Source organism: Proteus vulgaris, from assembly GCF_033708015.1.
Taxonomy (GTDB): domain Bacteria; phylum Pseudomonadota; class Gammaproteobacteria; order Enterobacterales; family Enterobacteriaceae; genus Proteus.
The window spans coordinates 169,883-190,559 of the sequence record NZ_CP137920.1 but is presented as its reverse complement, the minus strand read 5'-3'; the positions used below and the strand labels follow the sequence as shown (position 1 = coordinate 190,559).

The 20,677-nt window shown below is 43.3% G+C and carries 37 protein-coding genes; 5 read left to right on the top strand and 32 right to left on the bottom strand.

Going from position 1 to position 20,677, the window contains the following annotated elements:
- Positions 1–2 precede the first annotated feature (2 nt).
- The 5 genes from def (at position 3) to mscL (ending at position 4,878) form a co-directional block, all read left to right on the top strand.
- A complete protein-coding gene (gene def, locus SB028_RS01050) occupies positions 3–527 on the top strand; it encodes a peptide deformylase (protein WP_069368791.1) in 525 nt (174 codons plus the stop codon).
- Positions 528–553: 26 nt separating this feature from the next.
- A complete protein-coding gene (fmt, locus tag SB028_RS01045) occupies positions 554–1,501 on the top strand; it encodes a methionyl-tRNA formyltransferase (protein WP_069368790.1) in 948 nt (315 codons plus the stop codon).
- 95 nt (positions 1,502–1,596) lie between these two features.
- Positions 1,597–2,865 (top strand): 16S rRNA (cytosine(967)-C(5))-methyltransferase RsmB, encoded by a 1,269-nt coding sequence (gene rsmB / locus SB028_RS01040; RefSeq protein ID WP_069368789.1) that lies wholly within the window; start codon positions 1,597–1,599, stop codon positions 2,863–2,865.
- Positions 2,866–2,977: 112 nt separating this feature from the next.
- Positions 2,978–4,354, top strand: coding sequence for a Trk system potassium transporter TrkA (gene trkA / locus SB028_RS01035; RefSeq protein WP_069368788.1), 1,377 nt, complete (start codon positions 2,978–2,980; stop codon positions 4,352–4,354).
- 116 nt (positions 4,355–4,470) lie between these two features.
- A complete protein-coding gene (mscL, locus tag SB028_RS01030) occupies positions 4,471–4,878 on the top strand; it encodes a large-conductance mechanosensitive channel protein MscL (protein WP_023583476.1) in 408 nt (135 codons plus the stop codon).
- 3 nt (positions 4,879–4,881) lie between these two features.
- On the opposite strand, the gene SB028_RS01025 is transcribed toward mscL, so the two are convergent.
- From SB028_RS01025 to bfd, 32 genes are all read right to left on the bottom strand, one after another.
- Positions 4,882–5,088, bottom strand: coding sequence for an alternative ribosome-rescue factor A (locus SB028_RS01025; RefSeq protein ID WP_023583475.1), 207 nt, complete (start codon positions 5,086–5,088; stop codon positions 4,882–4,884).
- 50 nt (positions 5,089–5,138) lie between these two features.
- Positions 5,139–5,552, bottom strand: a complete 414-nt coding sequence (gene zntR / locus SB028_RS01020; RefSeq protein ID WP_069368787.1) for a Zn(2+)-responsive transcriptional regulator — start codon at positions 5,550–5,552, stop codon at positions 5,139–5,141.
- 297 nt (positions 5,553–5,849) lie between these two features.
- Complete coding sequence (gene rplQ, locus SB028_RS01015) at positions 5,850–6,236, bottom strand: 50S ribosomal protein L17 (RefSeq protein WP_004246940.1); 387 nt, start codon at positions 6,234–6,236, stop codon at positions 5,850–5,852.
- A 37-nt stretch (positions 6,237–6,273) separates the two neighbouring features.
- On the bottom strand, positions 6,274–7,263 hold the full coding sequence (locus tag SB028_RS01010) for a DNA-directed RNA polymerase subunit alpha (protein ID WP_006535513.1): 990 nt from the start codon (positions 7,261–7,263) through the stop codon (positions 6,274–6,276).
- A 25-nt stretch (positions 7,264–7,288) separates the two neighbouring features.
- Entirely contained in the window at positions 7,289–7,909 is a 621-nt protein-coding gene (gene rpsD, locus SB028_RS01005; protein ID WP_004246942.1) for a 30S ribosomal protein S4, read from the bottom strand.
- Between the two features lie 36 nt (positions 7,910–7,945).
- Positions 7,946–8,335 (bottom strand): 30S ribosomal protein S11, encoded by a 390-nt coding sequence (gene rpsK / locus SB028_RS01000; protein ID WP_002919257.1) that lies wholly within the window; start codon positions 8,333–8,335, stop codon positions 7,946–7,948.
- Between the two features lie 16 nt (positions 8,336–8,351).
- Positions 8,352–8,708, bottom strand: coding sequence for a 30S ribosomal protein S13 (gene rpsM, locus SB028_RS00995; RefSeq protein ID WP_036914623.1), 357 nt, complete (start codon positions 8,706–8,708; stop codon positions 8,352–8,354).
- Between the two features lie 146 nt (positions 8,709–8,854).
- Positions 8,855–8,971, bottom strand: a complete 117-nt coding sequence (gene rpmJ / locus SB028_RS00990; RefSeq protein ID WP_071788572.1) for a 50S ribosomal protein L36 — start codon at positions 8,969–8,971, stop codon at positions 8,855–8,857.
- A gap of 42 nt (positions 8,972–9,013) precedes the next feature.
- Positions 9,014–10,336, bottom strand: coding sequence for a preprotein translocase subunit SecY (gene secY / locus SB028_RS00985; protein ID WP_006535510.1), 1,323 nt, complete (start codon positions 10,334–10,336; stop codon positions 9,014–9,016).
- A 7-nt stretch (positions 10,337–10,343) separates the two neighbouring features.
- Positions 10,344–10,778, bottom strand: a complete 435-nt coding sequence (rplO, locus tag SB028_RS00980) for a 50S ribosomal protein L15 (protein ID WP_004246944.1) — start codon at positions 10,776–10,778, stop codon at positions 10,344–10,346.
- A 3-nt stretch (positions 10,779–10,781) separates the two neighbouring features.
- Positions 10,782–10,961, bottom strand: coding sequence for a 50S ribosomal protein L30 (rpmD, locus tag SB028_RS00975; RefSeq protein WP_036914634.1), 180 nt, complete (start codon positions 10,959–10,961; stop codon positions 10,782–10,784).
- 5 nt (positions 10,962–10,966) lie between these two features.
- Positions 10,967–11,467 carry a 30S ribosomal protein S5 gene (gene rpsE, locus SB028_RS00970; RefSeq protein ID WP_023583472.1) on the bottom strand — a complete coding sequence of 167 codons (501 nt, stop codon included), beginning with the start codon at positions 11,465–11,467 and terminating at the stop codon, positions 10,967–10,969.
- Between the two features lie 14 nt (positions 11,468–11,481).
- The gene (rplR, locus tag SB028_RS00965; RefSeq protein WP_023583471.1) at positions 11,482–11,835 is read right to left on the bottom strand and encodes a 50S ribosomal protein L18; all 354 of its coding nucleotides are present in this window, start codon (positions 11,833–11,835) and stop codon (positions 11,482–11,484) included.
- A 9-nt stretch (positions 11,836–11,844) separates the two neighbouring features.
- Complete coding sequence (gene rplF / locus SB028_RS00960) at positions 11,845–12,378, bottom strand: 50S ribosomal protein L6 (protein ID WP_036933221.1); 534 nt, start codon at positions 12,376–12,378, stop codon at positions 11,845–11,847.
- A 14-nt stretch (positions 12,379–12,392) separates the two neighbouring features.
- On the bottom strand, positions 12,393–12,785 hold the full coding sequence (rpsH, locus tag SB028_RS00955) for a 30S ribosomal protein S8 (RefSeq protein ID WP_004246950.1): 393 nt from the start codon (positions 12,783–12,785) through the stop codon (positions 12,393–12,395).
- A gap of 32 nt (positions 12,786–12,817) precedes the next feature.
- Complete coding sequence (gene rpsN / locus SB028_RS00950) at positions 12,818–13,123, bottom strand: 30S ribosomal protein S14 (RefSeq protein WP_006535503.1); 306 nt, start codon at positions 13,121–13,123, stop codon at positions 12,818–12,820.
- Positions 13,124–13,135: 12 nt separating this feature from the next.
- On the bottom strand, positions 13,136–13,675 hold the full coding sequence (gene rplE, locus SB028_RS00945) for a 50S ribosomal protein L5 (protein ID WP_036933223.1): 540 nt from the start codon (positions 13,673–13,675) through the stop codon (positions 13,136–13,138).
- Positions 13,676–13,688: 13 nt separating this feature from the next.
- The gene (gene rplX / locus SB028_RS00940) at positions 13,689–14,003 is read right to left on the bottom strand and encodes a 50S ribosomal protein L24 (protein WP_006535502.1); all 315 of its coding nucleotides are present in this window, start codon (positions 14,001–14,003) and stop codon (positions 13,689–13,691) included.
- Positions 14,004–14,013: 10 nt separating this feature from the next.
- Entirely contained in the window at positions 14,014–14,385 is a 372-nt protein-coding gene (gene rplN, locus SB028_RS00935; RefSeq protein ID WP_004246955.1) for a 50S ribosomal protein L14, read from the bottom strand.
- A 176-nt stretch (positions 14,386–14,561) separates the two neighbouring features.
- Complete coding sequence (gene rpsQ, locus SB028_RS00930; RefSeq protein ID WP_023583468.1) at positions 14,562–14,816, bottom strand: 30S ribosomal protein S17; 255 nt, start codon at positions 14,814–14,816, stop codon at positions 14,562–14,564.
- Positions 14,816–15,007, bottom strand: a complete 192-nt coding sequence (gene rpmC / locus SB028_RS00925) for a 50S ribosomal protein L29 (RefSeq protein WP_004238624.1) — start codon at positions 15,005–15,007, stop codon at positions 14,816–14,818. The genes rpsQ and rpmC overlap by 1 nt, the downstream gene beginning before the upstream one ends.
- Positions 15,007–15,417: a 50S ribosomal protein L16 gene (gene rplP, locus SB028_RS00920; protein WP_006535500.1), complete on the bottom strand. Its 411-nt coding sequence runs from the start codon at positions 15,415–15,417 to the stop codon at positions 15,007–15,009. Before rplP ends, rpmC begins: the two co-directional genes overlap by 1 nt.
- Before the next feature lie 12 nt (positions 15,418–15,429).
- Positions 15,430–16,131: a 30S ribosomal protein S3 gene (gene rpsC / locus SB028_RS00915; RefSeq protein WP_004246958.1), complete on the bottom strand. Its 702-nt coding sequence runs from the start codon at positions 16,129–16,131 to the stop codon at positions 15,430–15,432.
- 17 nt (positions 16,132–16,148) lie between these two features.
- The gene (rplV, locus tag SB028_RS00910; RefSeq protein WP_006535498.1) at positions 16,149–16,481 is read right to left on the bottom strand and encodes a 50S ribosomal protein L22; all 333 of its coding nucleotides are present in this window, start codon (positions 16,479–16,481) and stop codon (positions 16,149–16,151) included.
- 14 nt (positions 16,482–16,495) lie between these two features.
- Complete coding sequence (rpsS, locus tag SB028_RS00905; RefSeq protein WP_004246960.1) at positions 16,496–16,774, bottom strand: 30S ribosomal protein S19; 279 nt, start codon at positions 16,772–16,774, stop codon at positions 16,496–16,498.
- 14 nt (positions 16,775–16,788) lie between these two features.
- Positions 16,789–17,613: a 50S ribosomal protein L2 gene (gene rplB, locus SB028_RS00900; RefSeq protein WP_006535497.1), complete on the bottom strand. Its 825-nt coding sequence runs from the start codon at positions 17,611–17,613 to the stop codon at positions 16,789–16,791.
- 19 nt (positions 17,614–17,632) lie between these two features.
- On the bottom strand, positions 17,633–17,935 hold the full coding sequence (rplW, locus tag SB028_RS00895; RefSeq protein WP_004246962.1) for a 50S ribosomal protein L23: 303 nt from the start codon (positions 17,933–17,935) through the stop codon (positions 17,633–17,635).
- Positions 17,932–18,537, bottom strand: a complete 606-nt coding sequence (rplD, locus tag SB028_RS00890; protein ID WP_023583466.1) for a 50S ribosomal protein L4 — start codon at positions 18,535–18,537, stop codon at positions 17,932–17,934. Before rplD ends, rplW begins: the two co-directional genes overlap by 4 nt.
- Positions 18,538–18,553: 16 nt before the next feature.
- Complete coding sequence (rplC, locus tag SB028_RS00885) at positions 18,554–19,183, bottom strand: 50S ribosomal protein L3 (RefSeq protein ID WP_023583465.1); 630 nt, start codon at positions 19,181–19,183, stop codon at positions 18,554–18,556.
- 32 nt (positions 19,184–19,215) lie between these two features.
- Positions 19,216–19,527, bottom strand: coding sequence for a 30S ribosomal protein S10 (gene rpsJ, locus SB028_RS00880; RefSeq protein ID WP_001181005.1), 312 nt, complete (start codon positions 19,525–19,527; stop codon positions 19,216–19,218).
- Between the two features lie 327 nt (positions 19,528–19,854).
- On the bottom strand, positions 19,855–20,328 hold the full coding sequence (gene bfr, locus SB028_RS00875) for a bacterioferritin (RefSeq protein WP_069368786.1): 474 nt from the start codon (positions 20,326–20,328) through the stop codon (positions 19,855–19,857).
- A gap of 76 nt (positions 20,329–20,404) precedes the next feature.
- On the bottom strand, positions 20,405–20,602 hold the full coding sequence (bfd, locus tag SB028_RS00870) for a bacterioferritin-associated ferredoxin (RefSeq protein ID WP_069368785.1): 198 nt from the start codon (positions 20,600–20,602) through the stop codon (positions 20,405–20,407).
- Positions 20,603–20,677 lie beyond the last annotated feature (75 nt).

Below are 20,677 nucleotides of genomic sequence, written 5' to 3'. Positions count from 1 at the left end.
TTATGGCAGTGTTACACGTATTACATTATCCAGACGAGCGCCTTCGCACGATTGCAAAGCCAGTCGAAAAAGTTGATGCCGAAATTCAAAAAATTGTCGATGATATGTTTGAAACAATGTATTTGGAAGAAGGTATCGGTTTAGCTGCAACACAGGTGAATATTCACCAGCGTATTATCGTCATTGATATCTCTGAAACAAGAGATCAAAGACTGGTATTAATAAACCCAGAACTTCTTGATGCCAATGGTGATACCGGCATAGAAGAAGGTTGTTTATCTATCCCAGAACAACGTGCTTTCATTCCTCGTGCCGAGCACGTAAAAGTAAAAGCGCTTGATTACAATGGTCAACCTTTTGAGTTAGAAGCTGATGATTTATTAGCTATCTGTATTCAACATGAAATGGATCATTTAGTTGGTAAATTATTTGTAGATTATTTATCTCCATTAAAACGCCAACGCATCCGCCAAAAAGTTGAAAAACTCGATAAGCTAGATAAAAAAAGAGCTAAAGCAGGACAGTAACAGTTAAATTGAAACAGGAAGAGAACGTGTCTGATTCATTACGTATTATTTTTGCGGGAACACCGGATTTTGCGGCTCGACATTTAGCTGCATTGTTATCAACTAAACATCGAGTAGTAGGAGTACTTACTCCACCAGATAAACCCGCAGGAAGAGGTAAGAAACTGACCATGAACCCAGTTAAAAAACTGGCGTTAACTCATGATATTCCTGTTTATCAACCTGCCTCTTTAAAGCCTGAAGAGAACCATGAGTGGATAGCAGCACAACAAGCAGATATTATGATTGTTGTCGCCTATGGCATGATTTTACCTAAAGCCGTTCTTGAAATACCGCGTTTAGGTTGCCTTAATGTGCATGGTTCTCTCCTTCCTAAATGGCGTGGTGCCGCACCAATTCAACGTTCTTTGTGGGCAGGCGATAAAGAAACTGGCGTCACAATTATGCAAATGGATGTTGGTTTAGATACAGGTGATATGCTGTATAAAGCGTCATGCCCAATTACAAATGAAGATACCAGCGCATCACTTTATGAAAAACTTGCAGAACTGGGACCTAAGGCGCTAACAACTACGTTAGAACTCATTACCTCAGGTAAAATAAAAGCAGAAAAGCAAGACGATAATTTAGCGAATTACGCACAAAAGTTATCTAAAGAAGAAGCAAAAATTGATTGGTCATTATCAGCAGAACAGATTGAACGCTGTATAAGAGCATTCAATCCATGGCCAATGAGCTTTTTCATGTTAGACGAACAACCTGTAAAAGTATGGAAAGCACAAGCTATTGCGGATAATACAGATCAAGCCGCAGGAACCATATTAAAAGCCGATAAAACGGGTATTTATATTGCGACAGGTAACGGCATTCTAAATATCACTGAGTTGCAACCATCAGGTAAGAAACCTATGGCTTCTGCTGATTTCTTAAATTCCAAGCGAGATTGGTTCACTCCTGGAAAAATTATTCCATGATAATTCTAAACCCTGATATCTAATATTATCAGGGTTCTCTTTTTTCACGCCAATATAATATATCTGTGGCGCTCAATATTAACCGCTAACTCATCATGAAAACGTCATACAACTTACGTAGCATTGCAGCTAAAGCAATTAACCAAGTATTAGATCAAGGTTTATCACTAAGCACTGTCATACCAGAACTTCAGAAAAATATCTCAGACAAAGATAAAGCTTTGTTGCAAGAAATCTGCTTTGGTGTATTACGTACATTGCCACAATTAGAATGGATTATTCAGCAGCTCATGGATAAGCCATTGAAAGGCAAACAACGCATTTTACACTACCTCATTATGGTTGGTTTATATCAGCTTCTTTATACTCGTATTCCTGCTCATGCAGCTCTAGCAGAGACAGTAAATGGTGCTGTTACACTAAAAAAACCACAGTTAAAAGGATTGATTAACGGTGTGTTACGTCAGTTTCAACGCCAACAAGATATCTTGAACGAACGTTTTCAAAATAACGAAAATCGTTTTCTCCACCCATCATGGCTACTTGCTCGTATTCAACAAGCTTATCCAGAACAGTGGATGAGTATTATTGAAGGTAATAACCAAAAACCACCAATGTGGTTACGTGTAAATCAACGTCATCATTCCCGAGACGAATATTTAATATTACTTGAAAATGAAGGAATTCCCGCTATTGCTGATGATAGTCACCCGTTTGCGATCCGTTTAGAGAATCCATGCAACGTGAGCCTTCTTCCTGGATTTGCTGATGGCTGGGTAACCGTTCAAGATCGTTCAGCTCAACGTTGTGCTGAATTATTAGCACCCAAAAATAAAGAGCAGATCCTTGATTTATGTGCAGCACCAGGCGGTAAAACAACACATATTCTAGAGATAGCGCCTCAAGCTCAGGTATTAGCTATTGATATAGATGAACAACGCTTAAAACGAGTACAAGAGAACCTTACGCGTTTAAAACTTAATGCTGTCGTCAAAAGTGGTGATGGTCGTTATCCTGAACAATGGTGTGCAGGCAAACAATTTGACCGAATTCTTCTTGATGCTCCATGTTCAGCAACAGGTGTTATTCGTCGTCACCCAGATATAAAATGGCTTCGTCGTAATGACGACATTGAGCAATTAGCTAAAATTCAAAAAGAGATCCTTCACGCTATTTGGCCATACCTAAAATCTGGTGGCACGTTGGTATATGCAACCTGCTCTATTTTACCTGAAGAAAATACACAACAAATTAAAGCGTTTTTATCATCAACGAAAGATGCGCAATGTGATTATCAGTACCAATGCTTACCAGAAGAAGAAGGTGGCGATGGATTCTTTTACGCACGGATCAAAAAAATATGATCTTGTGATAAAAGATGATATCAGATCTAAAAAACGCTACTATTTCAACGCAAGATCATCAAGATCTTGCGTTTCTTTTCTATTTGTTAATCGAATACTCTGAGAAATTACAATGAAAATTATTATCTTAGGCGCTGGTCAAGTAGGTGGTACGCTCGCTGAAAATCTTGTCGGGGAGAATAATGATATTACTGTCGTTGACACTAATGCAGATCGCTTACGCCAACTTCAAGATAAATTCGATTTACGAGTAGTCAATGGGCATGGGTCTCACCCAAGGGTCTTAAGAGAAGCCGGAGCTGAAGATGCAGATATGTTGGTTGCCGTCACCAACTCTGACGAAACCAATATGATTGCATGCCAAGTTGCTTACACGCTGTTTAATACACCCAACAAAGTGGCTCGGATACGTGCCTCTGAATTTGTTCGTGAAGCAGATAAACTTTTTCTTCCTGAAGCTATTCCCATTGATTATTTAATCTCACCAGAGCATTTGGTTATTGATTATATTTATAAATTGATCCAATACCCTGGCGCTTTACAAGTTGTTAATTTTGCTGATGGCCAAGTCAGTATTGTTGCAGTAAAAGCGTATTATGGTGGCTCTCTCGTTGGGAATGCGTTATCAACATTACGCGATCATATGCCACATATCGATACACGTGTTGCTGCAATTTTTCGTCAAGACAGACCTATCCGGCCTCAAGGATCCACAATTATTGAAGCTGGAGATGAAGTTTTCTTTGTCGTTGCATCTCAACATATTCGTGCAGTAATGAGCGAATTACAGCGATTAGAAAAACCTTATAAACGCATTATGATTGTTGGTGGTGGTAATGTCGGTGCAGGTTTAGCCGCTAGATTAGAAAAAGATTATAGCGTCAAGCTTATTGAACATAATCAGCAGCGTGCAACAGAACTGGCTGAACTACTCCATGACACCATCGTTTTTTATGGTGATGCATCAGATCAAGAGCTTCTTGCTGAAGAACATATAGAACAAATTGATGTCTTTATCGCACTGACGAATGATGATGAAGCCAATATTATGTCAGCAATGCTGGCAAAAAGAATGGGGGCTAAAAAGGCAATGGTACTTATTCAACGTAGTGCTTATGTTGATTTAGTCCAAGGTGGGGTTATTGATATTGCAATATCACCACAACAAGCAACTATTTCTGCACTTTTAGGTCATGTACGCAAAGCTGATATTGTGAGCGTCTCATCATTACGACGTGGTGTTGCAGAAGCAATCGAAGCTGTTGCACATGGTGATGAAAATACATCAAAAGTTGTTGGTCGCCGTATACAAGATATAAAACTACCACCTGGAACCATTATTGGTGCAATTGTTAGAGAGCAAGATGTTATTATTGCGAACGCTAGTCACTCTATAGAACAGGGGGATCATGTGATCATGTTTATCACCGATAAAAAATATGTCCCTGAAGTTGAAAAGCTGTTCCAACCTAGCCCATTTTTCTTATAAAGACTATCTGGAAATAAGAATAATAGTAATTGTTACTTATCATGGTCTACTATTATCATATTAAATTACTATATTTTTACATAATAAATCTATGCATAGATAAATAAGGGGTGGTTATGTCTTTTTTCAAAGAGTTTCGTGAATTTGCAATGAAAGGCAACGTTGTTGACATGGCGGTCGGTGTCATCATTGGTGCAGCCTTCGGTAAGATTGTTTCATCATTAGTTGCTGATATTATTATGCCACCTCTAGGCTTATTAATTGGTGGTATTGATTTCAAACAGTTTAGCCTTGTATTAAGAGATGCGAGCGGGGATGTACCAGCTGTTGTACTTAATTATGGTATGTTCATTCAAACTGTTTTTGACTTTGCCATTGTTGCATTTGCGATTTTCTGTGCAATCAAATTAATTAACAAAACACGTCGCCAAGCAGAAGAAGCCCCTAAAGCACCACCGGCTCCTTCCGCAGAAGAAACCCTATTAACAGAAATCCGTGATTTATTAAAAAATCAGCAAAAATAAAAACTAAAAGGCCAGTGATAACAATTGAAAAAATCTTTTGTTATCACTGGCCTCCCAGTTGCCCTTCTTATCATGTTTTGCTTTTCTCATATAACTGCCTTTTCCTTTCTTATTCTTTTCCACTCGTTGTCTGAATAGTGGATCATGAACAAGCGCTGCTAAAGCATTATCTTTAATAACACCTTTTTGGTGCTGATATTTGCTAGACATAAAAACCTCTTAAATTATTAAAGAACATAAAACATAATACGATACAGATACTATTGCTTTGTCGCTCCAGATTCAAGTATTTCAAGAATAGAACAATAGGTACTTTCATGAGCACTACCACAACATGCATTACTTAACATTTTTAATGAATCTCGCATTCTTTCCATTTCTTTCAAGCGAATTTCAACTTCAGCAAGCCTTGCATCAACGATATGCTTTGATTCAACGCAAGTGTGATGAGCAGGATCAACGCGAATAGAAAGTAGCTCTGTAATCGCGTCTAATGTAAAACCTAACTCTTTGGCATAGCGAATAAAACGTAAACGTTGGAGATCTTGCTCTGTATATAGACGATAACCACCTTCTGTTCGCCTATCATGATCCATCAATCCCTGTTTTTCATAAAAACGGATTGTATCTGTTGTCACATTCGCTAATTTTGCAACCTGCCCAATACGATACATGGATCATTCCCTCACTCTAAATGATGAATAAGCATAGCAAATAATCAAAAGAATAGAATTGAAATATAGTGCGAAGCTTATCTTACCAAAATAGCAGTATGCTGAAATAACAAAAAATAAATATGATGTAACACAAGAGTAGATAAAAAAGCATGGAATAACAAATAGAAAGGTTGAGTATGGCTTGATAAGTTATTTCTCTAATAAATAGGTTCACTAGCCATTATTTTCAATAGATGTAAAAAAACCGGATTAAAAATCCGGTCTTTTTATTCGCTTCACTAAATAATAACTAGATTATTCAGCTGCTGCTTCTGTTTCAGAATCAGCACGGTCAACAAGCTCAATGTAAGCCATTGGAGCGTTGTCACCAGCACGGAAGCCACACTTCAGAATACGAGTGTAACCACCTGCACGGCTCGCAAAACGCGGACCTAATACTGTAAACAGTTTTGCCACGACTTCGTTATCACGAGTACGGGCGAATGCCAGACGACGATTAGCTACGCTGTCGGTCTTGGCAAGAGTAATCAGCGGCTCAACGACGCGACGCAGTTCTTTCGCTTTAGGCAAAGTTGTCTTGATGATCTCATGACGAACTAAAGAACCTGCCATGTTACGAAACATAGCCTGACGATGGCTGCTGTTGCGGTTCAATTGACGACCACTCTTACGATGGCGCATGACCTTATCCTTCTCAGTAAAACCTTAACCTGTGATCTTATTCATCAGCGATACTTGCAGGTGGCCAATTCTCAAGGCGCATACCCAGAGATAGACCACGCGACGCCAGTACGTCTTTAATCTCAGTAAGAGACTTCTTACCAAGGTTAGGCGTCTTAAGTAATTCAACTTCAGTACGCTGTACCAGATCACCGATGTAGTGGATTGCTTCTGCCTTCAGACAGTTAGCAGAGCGGACAGTCAATTCAAGATCGTCTACTGGGCGCAGTAAGATAGGATCGAATTCTGGCTTCTCTTCTTTAACTTCTGGTTGACGAACATCACGTAAGTCAACAAAAGCTTCAAGCTGTTCAGCCAGGATAGTCGCTGCACGGCGAATCGATTCTTCTGGATCGATAGTACCGTTAGTTTCCATCTCGATAACCAGCTTATCCAAGTCGGTGCGCTGTTCAACACGAGCTGCTTCCACATTGTAAGCAATACGCTCAACTGGGCTATAGCACGCGTCTACTAAAAGGCGACCGATAGGGCGCTCATCTTCTTCCGAATGAATTCGGGCAGAAGCCGGCACATAACCACGACCACGCTGAACTTTGATACGCATATTAATAGATGCGTTTTCGTCTGTAAGGTGGCAGATAACGTGCTGCGGCTTGACGATTTCGACATCACCGTCATGGATGATATCGGCTGCAATAACAGGGCCAATGCCAGATTTGCTCAAAGTAAGAATAACTTCATCTTTACCATGAACTTTTACCGCCAACCCTTTAAGGTTGAGCAGTATTTCTAGGATATCTTCCTGAACACCTTCTTTGGTGCTGTACTCATGCAGTACACCATCAATCTCAACCTCTGTTACCGCACAACCCGGCATAGACGAAAGCAGAATACGGCGCAGTGCGTTACCAAGAGTATGGCCGAAGCCTCGCTCTAATGGTTCAAGGGTCACCTTGGCGTGCGTCGAACTGACTTGCTCGATATCAACCAGGCGCGGTTTTAGAAACTCTGTCACAGAACCCTGCATTGTGTCCTCTCTTTGGTGCTAAGCCTTACTTGGAGTAAAGCTCGACGATCAGGTGCTCGTTAATGTCAGCAGATAAATCAGTACGTTCAGGAATACGTTTGAACACACCTTCCATCTTAGCAGCATCAACTTCCAGCCATGTTGGCTTTTCACGCTGTTCAGCCAGCTCTAAAGCAGCCTTAATACGAGACTGTTTTTTCGATTTTTCACGAACGCTGACTACGTCATTCGGGGAAACCTGATAAGAAGCAATGTTAACCACGCGACCATTTACCATGATTGCTTTATGGCTAACCATCTGACGTGCTTCTGCGCGAGTTGCGCCAAAGCCCATACGATAAACAACGTTATCCAGACGACCTTCCAGCAGAGTCAGCAGGTTTTCACCTGTGTTGCCTTTCAGACGAGTTGCTTCTTTGTAGTAGTTACGGAACTGACGCTCTAGAACACCGTAAATACGACGTACTTTTTGTTTTTCACGTAACTGAACACCGTAATCAGAAAGACGCGGTTTACGTGCGCCGTGCTGACCTGGTGCTTGTTCCAGTTTACACTTGGTGTCAATCGCCCGAACGCCAGATTTTAGAAATAAATCTGTACCTTCACGGCGGCTCAGCTTGAGCTTAGGACCCAAATATCTTGCCATTTTCTTTCTCCAACTTTCCTAAAAACGAAAACGTTATTAAACGCGACGTTTTTTCGGTGGACGACAACCGTTATGAGGAATCGGAGTCACATCAGTAATATTAGTGATGCGGAAACCAGCCGCGTTTAATGCACGGATAGTTGACTCACGACCAGGACCAGGTCCTTTAACCATAACTTCCAAGTTCTTAATTCCGTACTCTTTAACAGCCTCAGCGCAACGTTCTGCTGCAACCTGAGCCGCGAACGGAGTAGATTTACGAGAACCACGGAAACCGGAACCACCGGCAGTAGCCCAACCCAATGCGTTACCTTGACGATCGGTAATAGTAACGATTGTGTTGTTGAAAGAAGCATGGATATGAGCCACACCGTCAGAGACTTGTTTTCTTACACGCTTACGTGCACGAATAGGTGCTTTTGCCATTGTTCAAATACCCCGATTATTTCTTGATCGGCTTACGCGGACCCTTACGGGTACGTGCGTTAGTCTTAGTACGCTGACCGCGAACTGGTAGACCACGACGATGACGTAAACCACGGTAAGTACCAAGATCCATCAGACGTTTGATGCTCAGGGTAACTTCACGACGCAGATCACCTTCTACAACGTATTTGGCAACTTCGTCACGCAGCTTGTCGATTTGCTCTTCAGACAGCTCACTGATCTTAACATTTTCAGCAATACCAGCAGCTACACAGATAGCCTGTGAGCGGGTTTTACCGATACCATAAATCGAAGTTAATGCGATTACAGTATGTTTATGATCAGGAATGTTAATGCCTGCTATACGGGCCACTATGCACTCCTAAATTAGCAGTTATACAGTACTATTCTGAAAAGCCCGTTTTCAGGATACTCAAACAATACTGTATATATTATAAAAGATTGGGCTGGCTAATTTAGCCAGCTCAACCGAACTTTGCAAGAAAAAAATGCAATAAATTAGCCTTGACGCTGTTTATGCTTAGGCTCGACGCTGCAAATTACACGCACGTGACCGTGACGTCTAACAATTTTGCAGTTACGGCACATTTTCTTGACGGAAGCACGAACTTTCATTTTTACTCTCCGTAACTTCTAAAACAAATCGCTTATCAGTAATTAACCTTTAAGATTTGCTTTTTTCAATGCAGACTCATACTGACTTGACATCAGAAGAGTTTGCACTTGAGCCATAAAATCCATGATGACCACAACCACGATTAAGAGGGAAGTACCACCAAAATAGAAAGGTACTTTCATTGCGTCACGCATGAACTCCGGGATGAGACAGATAAAGGTAATATACAAGGCACCGATTAGGGTTAAACGTGTCATTACTTTATCTATATATTTAGCCGTCTGCTCTCCCGGGCGAATTCCTGGTACAAATGCACCGGACTTCTTCAGGTTATCTGCCGTTTCTCTTGGGTTGAAAACCAACGCCGTATAGAAGAAACAGAAGAATATGATTGCAGCAGCGTATAGTAACACATAAATAGGTTGACCAGGCTGTAGATTTAAAGAAATCGTTGTCAGCCAACCCCACCCTGTACCATCGCCAAACCAAGAGGTTATTGTACCAGGAAACAGGATAATACTTGAAGCAAAAATTGCTGGTATAACACCCGCCATATTTACTTTAAGTGGTAGATGTGTACTTTGTGCCGCGTATATTCTACGCCCTTGTTGACGTTTTGCATAGTTAACAACGATACGACGTTGTCCCCTTTCAACAAAAACAACAAAGAAAGTAACCGCGAACACCAATACTGCAACCAACAATAACAGGAGGAAGTGCAGTTCGCCTTGCCGCGCCTGCTCGATGGTTTGACCAATGGCAGGCGGAAGACCTGCAACGATACCTGCAAAGATAATGATTGAGATACCGTTACCAATACCACGTTCAGTGATTTGCTCACCTAACCACATTAGGAACATTGTTCCTGTGACTAAGCTCACAACAGCCGTAATATAGAATGGTAGACCTGGATTGATTACCAGACCTTGCATTCCTGGCATATTCGGTAAGCCTGTTGCGATACCAATAGATTGGAATATCGCCAGCACCAAAGTACCATAACGGGTATATTGGCTGATCTTACGACGACCGGCCTCCCCTTCCTTCTTAATCTCTGCTAACCGAGGGTTAACCACTGATAAGAGTTGGATAATAATCGATGCCGAAATATAAGGCATGATACCCAGCGCAAAGATAGAAGCACGGCTAAGAGCACCACCAGAGAACATGTTAAACATTTCAATGATGGTGCCTTTTTGCTGATCGAGCAATTTGGCAAGCACAGTGGCATCAATACCAGGGATAGGAATAAAAGAGCCAATTCTAAAGACAATAAGTGCACCAAGAACAAACAAAAGTCTGCGTTTTAGTTCACCAACACCACCTTTAGCACTCTGAAAATCTAAACCTGGTTGTTTAGCCATCTGTCACTTATTCCTCAATTTTACCGCCAGCTGATTCGATTGCTGCACGGGCACCTTTGGTAACACGCAGACCACGAATAGTCACTGCACGGTTAACCTCGCCAGATAGAATTAATTTTGCAAATTCAATCTGTGGGCCAACAACGTTTGCGGCTTTCAGTGCATTCAGATCGATTACATCGCCTTCAACGTAAGCTAAATCAGACAGACGGATTTCCGCAGTCACAAATGATTTACGTGAAGTAAAACCAAATTTTGGTAAACGACGATATAAAGGCATCTGGCCGCCTTCAAAACCACGACGTACGCCACCGCCAGAACGAGATTTCTGACCTTTGTGACCACGGCCGCCAGTTTTACCTAAGCCAGAACCGATACCACGACCTACACGTTTAGGCGCATGCTTGGCACCTTCAGCCGGAGACAGAGTATTTAAACGCATCTCTTACTCCTCAACTTTAACCATATAGGAAACCAAGTTGATCATACCGCGAACTGCTGGTGTATCTTCGCGTTCTACAGTGTGACCGATGCGACGCAGTCCTAAACCAGTCATAGTTGCCTTATGTTTAGGCAGACGACCGATTAAGCTGCGTGTTTGAGTAATTTTAATAGTCTTAGCCATGGTCATTACCCCAGAATTTCTTCAACGGATTTACCACGCTTAGCTGCGACCATATCTGGAGACTTCATGCTATCTAAAGCGTCCAGTGTTGCACGAACCACGTTAATCGGGTTAGTGGAACCATAGGTTTTAGCCAGTACGTTACGAACGCCAGCCACTTCTAGAACTGCACGCATTGCACCACCTGCGATGATACCGGTACCTTCATGAGCAGGCTGCATAAATACGCGTGAGCCTGTGTGAGTACCTTTAACAGGGTGGAACAGAGTACCGTTGTTTAAAGCGACGGTTTTCATATTGCGACGGGCTTTTTCCATCGCTTTCTGGATTGCTGCCGGAACTTCGCGAGCTTTGCCATATCCAAAACCAACGCGGCCATTACCATCACCAACTACTGTAAGAGCGGTGAAGCTAAAGATACGACCACCTTTAACGGTTTTAGATACGCGGTTTACCGCGATCAGCTTTTCCTGCAGTTCGCCAGCTTGTTTCTCGATGTGAGCCATCTTACACTCCTACCTTAGAACTGAAGGCCAGCTTCACGGGCAGCATCTGCCAGTGCCTGGACTCGACCATGATATTGGAAACCGGAACGGTCAAATGATACTACTTTGATACCTTTTTCCAGAGCGCGTTCAGCAACAATTTTACCAACTACCGCTGCTGCTTCTTTGTTTCCAGTGTTTTTCAGTTGCTCAATGATAGCTTTTTCTGTAGTAGAAGCGGCCACCAAAGTTTCAGAACCGTTTGGTGCAATAACCTGCGCATAAATATGGCGAGGGGTACGGTGTACCACCAGGCGAGTCGCACCCAATTCCTGGAGCTTACGGCGTGCGCGGGTCGCACGACGGATACGAGCTGCTTTCTTATCCATAGTGTTACCTTACTTCTTCTTAGCCTCTTTGATACGCACAACTTCGTCGGCGTAACGAATACCTTTACCTTTATAAGGTTCAGGGCGACGGTAAGCACGCAGTTCAGCTGCTACTTGGCCAATCACTTGCTTATCCGCACCTTTCAGTACGATTTCAGTTTGTGTTGGACATTCAGCAGTGATGCCTGCTGGCAGTTGGTGTTCCACTGGATGTGAAAAACCTACTGATAAGTTAACCGCATTGCCTTTAATAGACGCACGATAACCTACACCTACCAGTTGCAGTTTTTTAGTGAAGCCTTCGGTAACACCTACAACCATTGCATTTAACAGAGAACGAGTAGTACCCGCCTGTGCCCATGCATCAGCAAAACCATCGCGTGGAGCGAAAGTTAATTGGTTGTCAGCATGTTGAATTTCAACTGCATTATGGATAGTACGAGTTAGCTCGCCGTTTTTACCCTTAATCGTAATTACCTGACCGTTGAGTTTAACCTCTACGCCGGCAGGAATGACGACGGGTGCTTTTGCCACACGAGACATTCTTTCCTCCCGAATTAAGCTACGTAGCAGATAATCTCGCCACCAAGACCTGCTTGGCGAGCTGCACGATCAGTCATAACACCTTTTGAGGTAGAAACAACAGCGATGCCCAGTCCTGCCATAACTTGTGGCAGCTCATCTTTTCTTTTATAGATGCGCAGACTTGGACGGCTTACGCGCTGAATGCTTTCTACTACAGCCTTACCTTGGAAATATTTTAAAGTGATTTCCAATTCCGGCTTAGTGTCGCCTTCAATTTTAAAATCTTCAATATAACCTTCTTCCTTAAGCACGTTGGCAATCGCCACTTTCAGCTTGGAGGAAGGCATTGTGACCGCAACTTTATTCGCGGCCTGACCGTTACGGATACGGGTCAGCATATCCGCGATGGGATCTTGCATGCTCATCTGTCTTTACTCCCGTGATTCAATTATGGTAATTACCAGCTAGCCTTTCTAAGGCCCGGGATTTCACCGCGCATAGCGGCTTCACGGACTTTAATACGGCTGAGGCCAAATTTCCGCAGGAAACCGTGCGGACGTCCAGTTTGACGGCAGCGGTTACGCTGACGTGAAGGACTTGAATCACGTGGCATAGTTTGCAGTTTCAGAACAGCATTCCAACGATCTTCGTCAGATACGTTCACATCTGAAACGATAGCTTTCAGTTCTGCGCGTTTTGCGAAGAATTTCTCAGCTAAATTCGCACGTTTTACATCACGTGCTTTCATAGATTTCTTAGCCATGAATGCCCTGCCTTACTTGCGGAACGGGAAGTTAAACGCTGCTAACAGTGCGCGACCTTCATCATCTGATTTCGCAGTCGTAGTAATGGTAATATCCAAACCACGAACACGATCCACTTTATCGTAATCGATTTCAGGGAAGATGATTTGCTCACGTACGCCCATGCTGTAGTTACCACGTCCATCAAATGATTTAGCGGACAAACCACGGAAGTCACGGATACGTGGTACAGCAATAGAGATCAGGCGTTCAAAGAACTCCCACATGCGTTCGCCACGCAGGGTCACTTTACAGCCGATCGGATAGCCCTGGCGGATTTTGAAGCCTGCAACAGATTTGCGTGCTTTGGTGATCAAAGGTTTTTGACCTGAGATTGCTGCTAAATCAGCTGCTGCATTGTCCAGCAGTTTTTTATCAACAATCGCTTCACCAACACCCATATTCAGGGTGATCTTCTCGACCCGAGGGACTTGCATGACAGAATGGTAACCAAACTGAGACATCAGTTTTTGGACTACCTCGTCTTTGTAGTAATCATGCAGTTTCGCCATCGTATACTCCAAATTACTTGATAGTTTCTTTATTAGACTTGAAGAAACGGACTTTTTTGCCGTCTTCGAATCTAAAACCTACACGGTCAGCCTTGCCGGTTGCCGCATTGAAGATTGCAACGTTAGAAACTTGGATAGAAGCTTCTTTTTCAACGATGCCACCTGGTTGGTTCAGAGCCGGAACTGGCTTCTGATGTTTTTTAACCAGATTGATACCTTCAACGATAACTTTACCAGAAGAAAGAACCTGTTTTACTTTACCGCGCTTACCTTTATCTTTACCAGTTAGCACGATAACTTCGTCTTCACGACGGATTTTCGCTGCCATTGCCTGCTCCTTAGAGTACTTCAGGTGCCAGAGAGATTATTTTCATAAACTTCTCGTTACGAAGTTCACGAGTAACCGGCCCAAAAATACGCGTACCAATAACTTGCTCGCTGTTGTTGTTTAACAATACACAAGCGTTGCTATCGAAGCGAATGACAGAACCGTCAGGGCGACGAACACCCTTCTTGGTGCGCACCACTACCGCTTTCAGTACATCACCTTTCTTAACTTTACCACGTGGAATTGCTTCCTTGATGGTAATTTTGATGATGTCACCTACATCTGCGTAGCGACGGTGCGAGCCACCTAGAACCTTGATACACATTACGCGACGTGCACCGGAGTTGTCGGCCACGTTCAGCATAGTCTGTTCTTGGATCATTTTAGTGCTCCGCTAAATGTCAACTACTACTGAGCCACTTCCACATTAGAAGAGGCCGTTCAATATCCCATAATACGAGGGAGCGGCATTATAACACCACATTCTCGATATGGACAGAAAAAATAAACGGCTCGTTCAGTTTTGAGCCGTTTATTTCGTACGAAAAGGCTATTTTATTACAGAACAGCTTTTTCTACAACGCGAACTAACGCCCAAGACTTAGTCTTAGACAGTGGACGTGTTTGACGAATTTCTACTACGTCACCAATTCCACATTCGTTGTTCTCGTCATGTACATGCAGTTTGGTCGTACGACGGATAAACTTACCATATAATGGGTGTTTAACCATACGATCGATAGCAACGACAATAGATTTCTCCATTTTGTCACTAACTACACGACCTTGCAGAGTACGGATTTTATCGGTCATTACGCACCCGCCTTCTCAGTCAGTAAAGTCTTAACGCGTGCGATATTACGACGCACTTGTTTCAACAGATGAGACTGTTGTAACTGACCACTTGCTGCCTGCATGCGCAGGTTAAACTGCTCACGCAGTAAGTTCAGCAGTTCTGTGTTCAGCTCTTCAACGCTCTTTTCGCGCAGCTCTTTTGCTTTCATTACATCACCGTCTTAGTTACAAAGGTGGTTTTGATAGGCAGTTTTGCTGCCGCCAGCTTGAATGCTTCACGGGCCAGTTCTTCAGGCACACCATCCATTTCATACAGGACTTTACCTGGCTGGATTAAGGCAACCCAATACTCAACGTTACCTTTACCTTTACCCATACGGACTTCGAGCGGCTTTTCAGTGATTGGTTTGTCTGGGAACACACGGATCCAGATTTTACCCTGACGCTTAACTGCACGGGTCATTGCACGACGTGCCGCTTCGATCTGACGTGCAGTCAGACGACCACGGCCCACAGCTTTAAGACCGTAAGTCCCGAAGCTTACATCCGCACCGGCAGCTAAGCCACGGTTGCGGCCTTTGTGCACTTTACGGAATTTTGTACGCTTTGGTTGTAACATCAGCGACTCTCCTTACTTGCGGCCTTTACGCTGCTGCTTTTTAGGTTGAGCAGCCGGTTTTTCCGCCTGTTCAACTGCAGCCATACCACCCAGGATCTCACCTTTGAAGATCCATACCTTAACGCCGAGCACACCATAAGTGGTATGTGCTTCTGAGGTATTGTAGTCGATATCTGCACGCAGAGTGTGCAGAGGTACACGACCTTCACGATACCATTCAGTACGAGCGATTTCAGCGCCGCCTAAACGACCACTTACTTCCACTTTAATACCTTTAGCGCCTAAACGCATAGCGTTCTGTACCGCACGCTTCATAGCACGACGGAACATAACACGACGTTCCAGCTGTGAAGTGATGCTGTCAGCAACTAATTTTGCGTCCAGTTCAGGTTTACGTACTTCGGCGATATTAATTTGCGCAGGAACGCCAGCGATATCCGCTACGTTTTTGCGCAGTTTTTCAACATCTTCACCTTTTTTACCGATAACGATACCTGGGCGAGCAGTGTGAATAGTCACACGGATGCTTTTCGCAGGACGTTCGATAACGATACGAGATACAGATGCTTTAGCCAGTTCTTTAGTTAAGTACTGACGTACTTTAAAATCGCTGTCTAGGTTGTCAGCGAATTCATTGGTACCCGCATACCATGTGGAATTCCAAGGCTTGACAATGCCAAGGCGGATACCATTAGGATGTACTTTTTGACCCATTGCTAGTCTCCAGAGTCTCAGCGATCAGACACAACCACAGTGATGTGGCTGGTGCGCTTCAGAATACGATCTGCACGGCCTTTTGCACGAGGCATAATGCGCTTCATAGAAGGACCTTCGTCAACAAAGATCTTAGCTACTTTCAGATCATCAATGTCAGCGCCATCGTTGTGTTCTGCATTAGCAATAGCAGACTCCAGTACTTTCTTCACTAAACCAGCAGCTTTCTTGTTGGTAAAGGTTAAAATTTCCAGAGCTTGCGACACTTTCTTACCGCGAATCAGGTCAGCTACCAAGCGAACCTTCTGAGCAGAAGAACGAGCGTGGCGATGCATAGCGATAGTTTCCATCTCTTCCTCCTACCTTATTTTTTCTTAGCCTTTTTATCGGCTGCATGACCGCGATAAGTACGGGTCGGCGCGAATTCACCCAGTTTGTGACCAACCATTTCGTCGGAAACGTAAACTGGAACATGCTGACGACCATTATGGACAGCGATGGTCAAACCGATCATGTTAGGAAAGATCGTTGAACGACGGGACCAAGTCTTAACAGGCTTTTTGTCACCGCTTTCCACCGCTTTCTCTACCTTCTTCAGCAAGTGCAGGTCAATAAAAGGACCTTTCTTGAGAGAACGTGGCATGGCTTATCCTCTAATTATTTCTTAGTACGACGATGAACGATGAAATGTTCAGTGCGTTTGTTTTTACGAGTCTTCTTACCTTTGGTTTGAACGCCCCAAGGTGTTACTGGGTGTTTACCAAAGTTACGACCTTCACCACCACCATGTGGGTGATCGACTGGGTTCATCGCAGTACCGCGAACGGTAGGACGAATACCACGCCAGCGACTTGCACCAGCTTTACCCAGAACGCGTAACATGTGCTCAGAGTTGCCTACTTCACCGATAGTTGCACGGCAATCAGAAGGAACTTTACGCATTTCACCAGAACGTAGACGAATAGTGACATAAGCACCATCACGAGCAACGATCTGAACGTAAGTACCTGCTGAACGAGCTAACTGACCACCTTTACCTGGTTTCATTTCTACGTTATGAACTGTAGAACCAACCGGGATATTACGCATTGGTAAGGTGTTACCCGCTTTGATAGCAGCATCAACGCCAGACTGAACTTTATCACCCGCTTTCAGGCCTTTTGGAGCCAGAATGTAGCGACGTTCACCATCAGCATACAGCACTAAAGCGATGTTAGCTGAACGGTTTGGATCATATTCCAGACGTTCTACTGTCGCAGGGATACCATCTTTGTTGCGTTTAAAGTCAACAATACGGTAAGCCTGTTTGTGACCACCACCAATATGACGGGTAGTGATACGACCATTGTTGTTACGACCACCGGACTTGCTGTTTTTTTCCAGCAATGGCGCATAAGGTTTCCCTTTATGCAGCTCAGGGTTTACCACTTTAACTACGTGGCGACGGCCCGGAGACGTAGGTTTACATTTAACAATTGCCATTGTTCTTTACTCCTCCGACTTACTCAGCGCCGCCGACGAAGTCCAGATTCTGGCCTTCCTTCAGGGTGACGTAAGCTTTTTTCCAGTCGCTACGACGACCAATACGCTGACCGTGACGTTTCACTTTGCCTTTCATCAGCAGAGTGTTAACACTTTCAACTTCGACTTCAAACAGTTTTTGTACAGCTGCTTTAATCTCTGCTTTGGTCGCGTCTTTAGCAACTTTGAGAACGATGGTATTTGATTTTTCCATCGCGATAGAAGCTTTTTCAGATACATGCGGCGCGCGCAGTACTTTCAGCAGACGTTCTTCACGGATCATGCCAGCATCTCCTCAACTTGCTTCACAGCGTCAGCAGTCATGACGACTTTGTCGAAGGCGATTAAGCTAACAGGGTCGATTGTTGCTGCATCACGTACGTCAACTTTATATAAGTTGCGTGCTGCTAAATACAGATTCTCATCTACATCAGCAGTAATGATCAGAACATCTTCCAGAGCCATATCTTTCAGTTTCTGTGCTAAAAGTTTAGTTTTAGGCGCTTCAACAGAGAACTTCTCTACGACGATCAGACGATCTTGACGTACCAGTTCAGACAGAATGCTCTTCAGAGCACCACGGTACATCTTTTTGTTTACTTTTTGACTGTGGTCCTGTGGTTTAGCCGCGAAGCTAACACCACCAGAGCGCCAAATTGGGCTCTTGATTGAACCTGAACGTGCACGACCAGTACCTTTCTGTCTCCAAGGCTTTTTGCCTGAACCAGAAACTTCAGCACGGGTTTTCTGAGCACGAGTACCTTGACGAGCACCAGCAGCGTATGCAACGACTACTTGATGCACAAGCGCTTCGTTAAAGTCACGCCCGAAGGTAGTTTCGGAAACAGTCAGCGCGCCTTGCGCGTCTTTCATTACCAATTCCATTCCTATCTCCTCGACGTTACGCCTTGACAGCTGGTTTAACGATCAGGTCACTGCCAGTTGCACCTGGGACAGCACCTTTGACCAGCAGCAGGTTGCGCTCAGCGTCAACACGTACTACTTCCAGGCTCTGAACGGTAACTTGTTCGTTACCCAGTTGACCTGCCATTTTCTTGCCTTTGAACACCTTACCCGGAGTCTGGTTCTGACCGATAGAACCCGGAACACGGTGAGACAAGGAGTTACCGTGGGTAGCATCTTGAGTACGGAAATTCCAGCGCTTTACAGTACCAGCAAAACCTTTACCTTTAGATGTTCCAGTAACGTCGACTTTTTTAACGTCAGCGAAAATTTCTACGCTAATGCTTTGACCTACAGTATATTCTTCGCCTTCATTCAGACGGAATTCACGTAGTAAGCGGCCAGCTTCAACACCAGCTTTAGCAAAATGACCTGCTTCAGGTTTCAGTACACGGTTAGCTTTTTTGCTACCAGTAGTCACCTGAATGGCACGATAACCGTCTTTCTCCAGATCTCTGACCTGAGTAACACGGTTGTTTTCAATTTCGATAACGGTTACAGGGATTGAAACGCCATCTTCAGTGAAGATACGAGTCATTCCTACTTTCTTACCGACTAAACCAATCATTGTTTCAACCTCTCAATCGCTTGATGACCTGATTAACCTAGGCTGATCTGCACGTCTACGCCGGCAGCCAGATCCAGACGCATCAGAGCATCAACGGTTTTCTCGGTTGGCTCAACGATGTCAACCAGACGTTTGTGAGTGCGAATTTCATACTGATCACGCGCATCTTTATTAACGTGCGGAGAAATCAACACTGTGAAACGCTCTTTGCGAGTCGGCAGTGGGATTGGACCACGAACTTGCGCACCAGTGCGCTTAGCAGTCTCTACGATTTCCGCAGTTGATTGATCAATCAGACGATGATCAAAAGCTTTCAGGCGGATACGGATTCTTTGGTTCTGCATGAGACCAGAGCTCCAACTATTTTTTATAAACGTAAATGATTACTACTCGTACCCATTTCGATTGATGAGAGAGTGTAATCGTTCTGCATATAACTCCCCAATCGGGAGTATTATATTAATGCAATAAAAAAATCTGCATTAGCTGATAAATCAGCCTCACTAAATCAGTGAGCCTGCGCATTATACTTGCCTGAATGATGAAATCAAGCCAAGAATAAAAAATCAGCGATAAAAATTCATTTTATCTTTTCAAAAATAAAGAAAGCAAAGGCGTTCTTCATCACCTTTGCTTTAAAAACAGTCTAACAATCCACTAAAATTGATGGATTACTCTTCAATCATTTGCGCTTGTAGATAGTTTTGAATTCCCATTCGTTCAATAAGTTCAAGTTGGGTTTCAATCCAATCAATATGCCCTTCTTCATCGGTTAGAATTTCTAACATAAGATCACGACTAACATAGTCATGAATTGAATCAGCGTAGGCAATGGCTTCACGTAAATCTTTGGCACCGCCTAATTCCAATTCCAAATCAGAACGTAGCATTTCTTCAACATCTTCGCCGATGTTTAATTTACCTAAATCTTGTAAGTTAGGAATGCCTTCAAGGAACAAAATACGCTCGATATATTTATCAGCGTGTTTCATTTCATCTATGGATTCATGATATTCCATTTCATTGAGGCGTGTAAGCCCCCAATTCTTGAACATTCGGGCATGTAGGAAATACTGATTAATTGCAACAAGCTCACCACCTAATAACTTATTAAGGTGGGCTATCATTTTTTTATCACCTTTCATTTTTATGCTCCTTTGCTTCCAGTCTTTTTAGTGTAGACCTTTTATACAAAGAGGAGAGAAAGGAAATTTAAAATTGTTATGCAACTTCAGAAATTTGAGGATGAAGAGCAACTTGCTCATTTTCGATAAGTTGACGAGCTTGACGTACACACTTACCACAACAACTTCCAACAGGTAAGATCTTACGTAATTCATTAATAGTGTGGATTTGATGTTTATGGACTGTCGAGATAATTTTTTTATCACTCACTCCGTGGCAAAGACATACGTACATAATAACAACCTCATTAACTACTCACGAAAAGGATAGTAAATGATAATTATTATGATTTCAATTTCTATTTGTTTA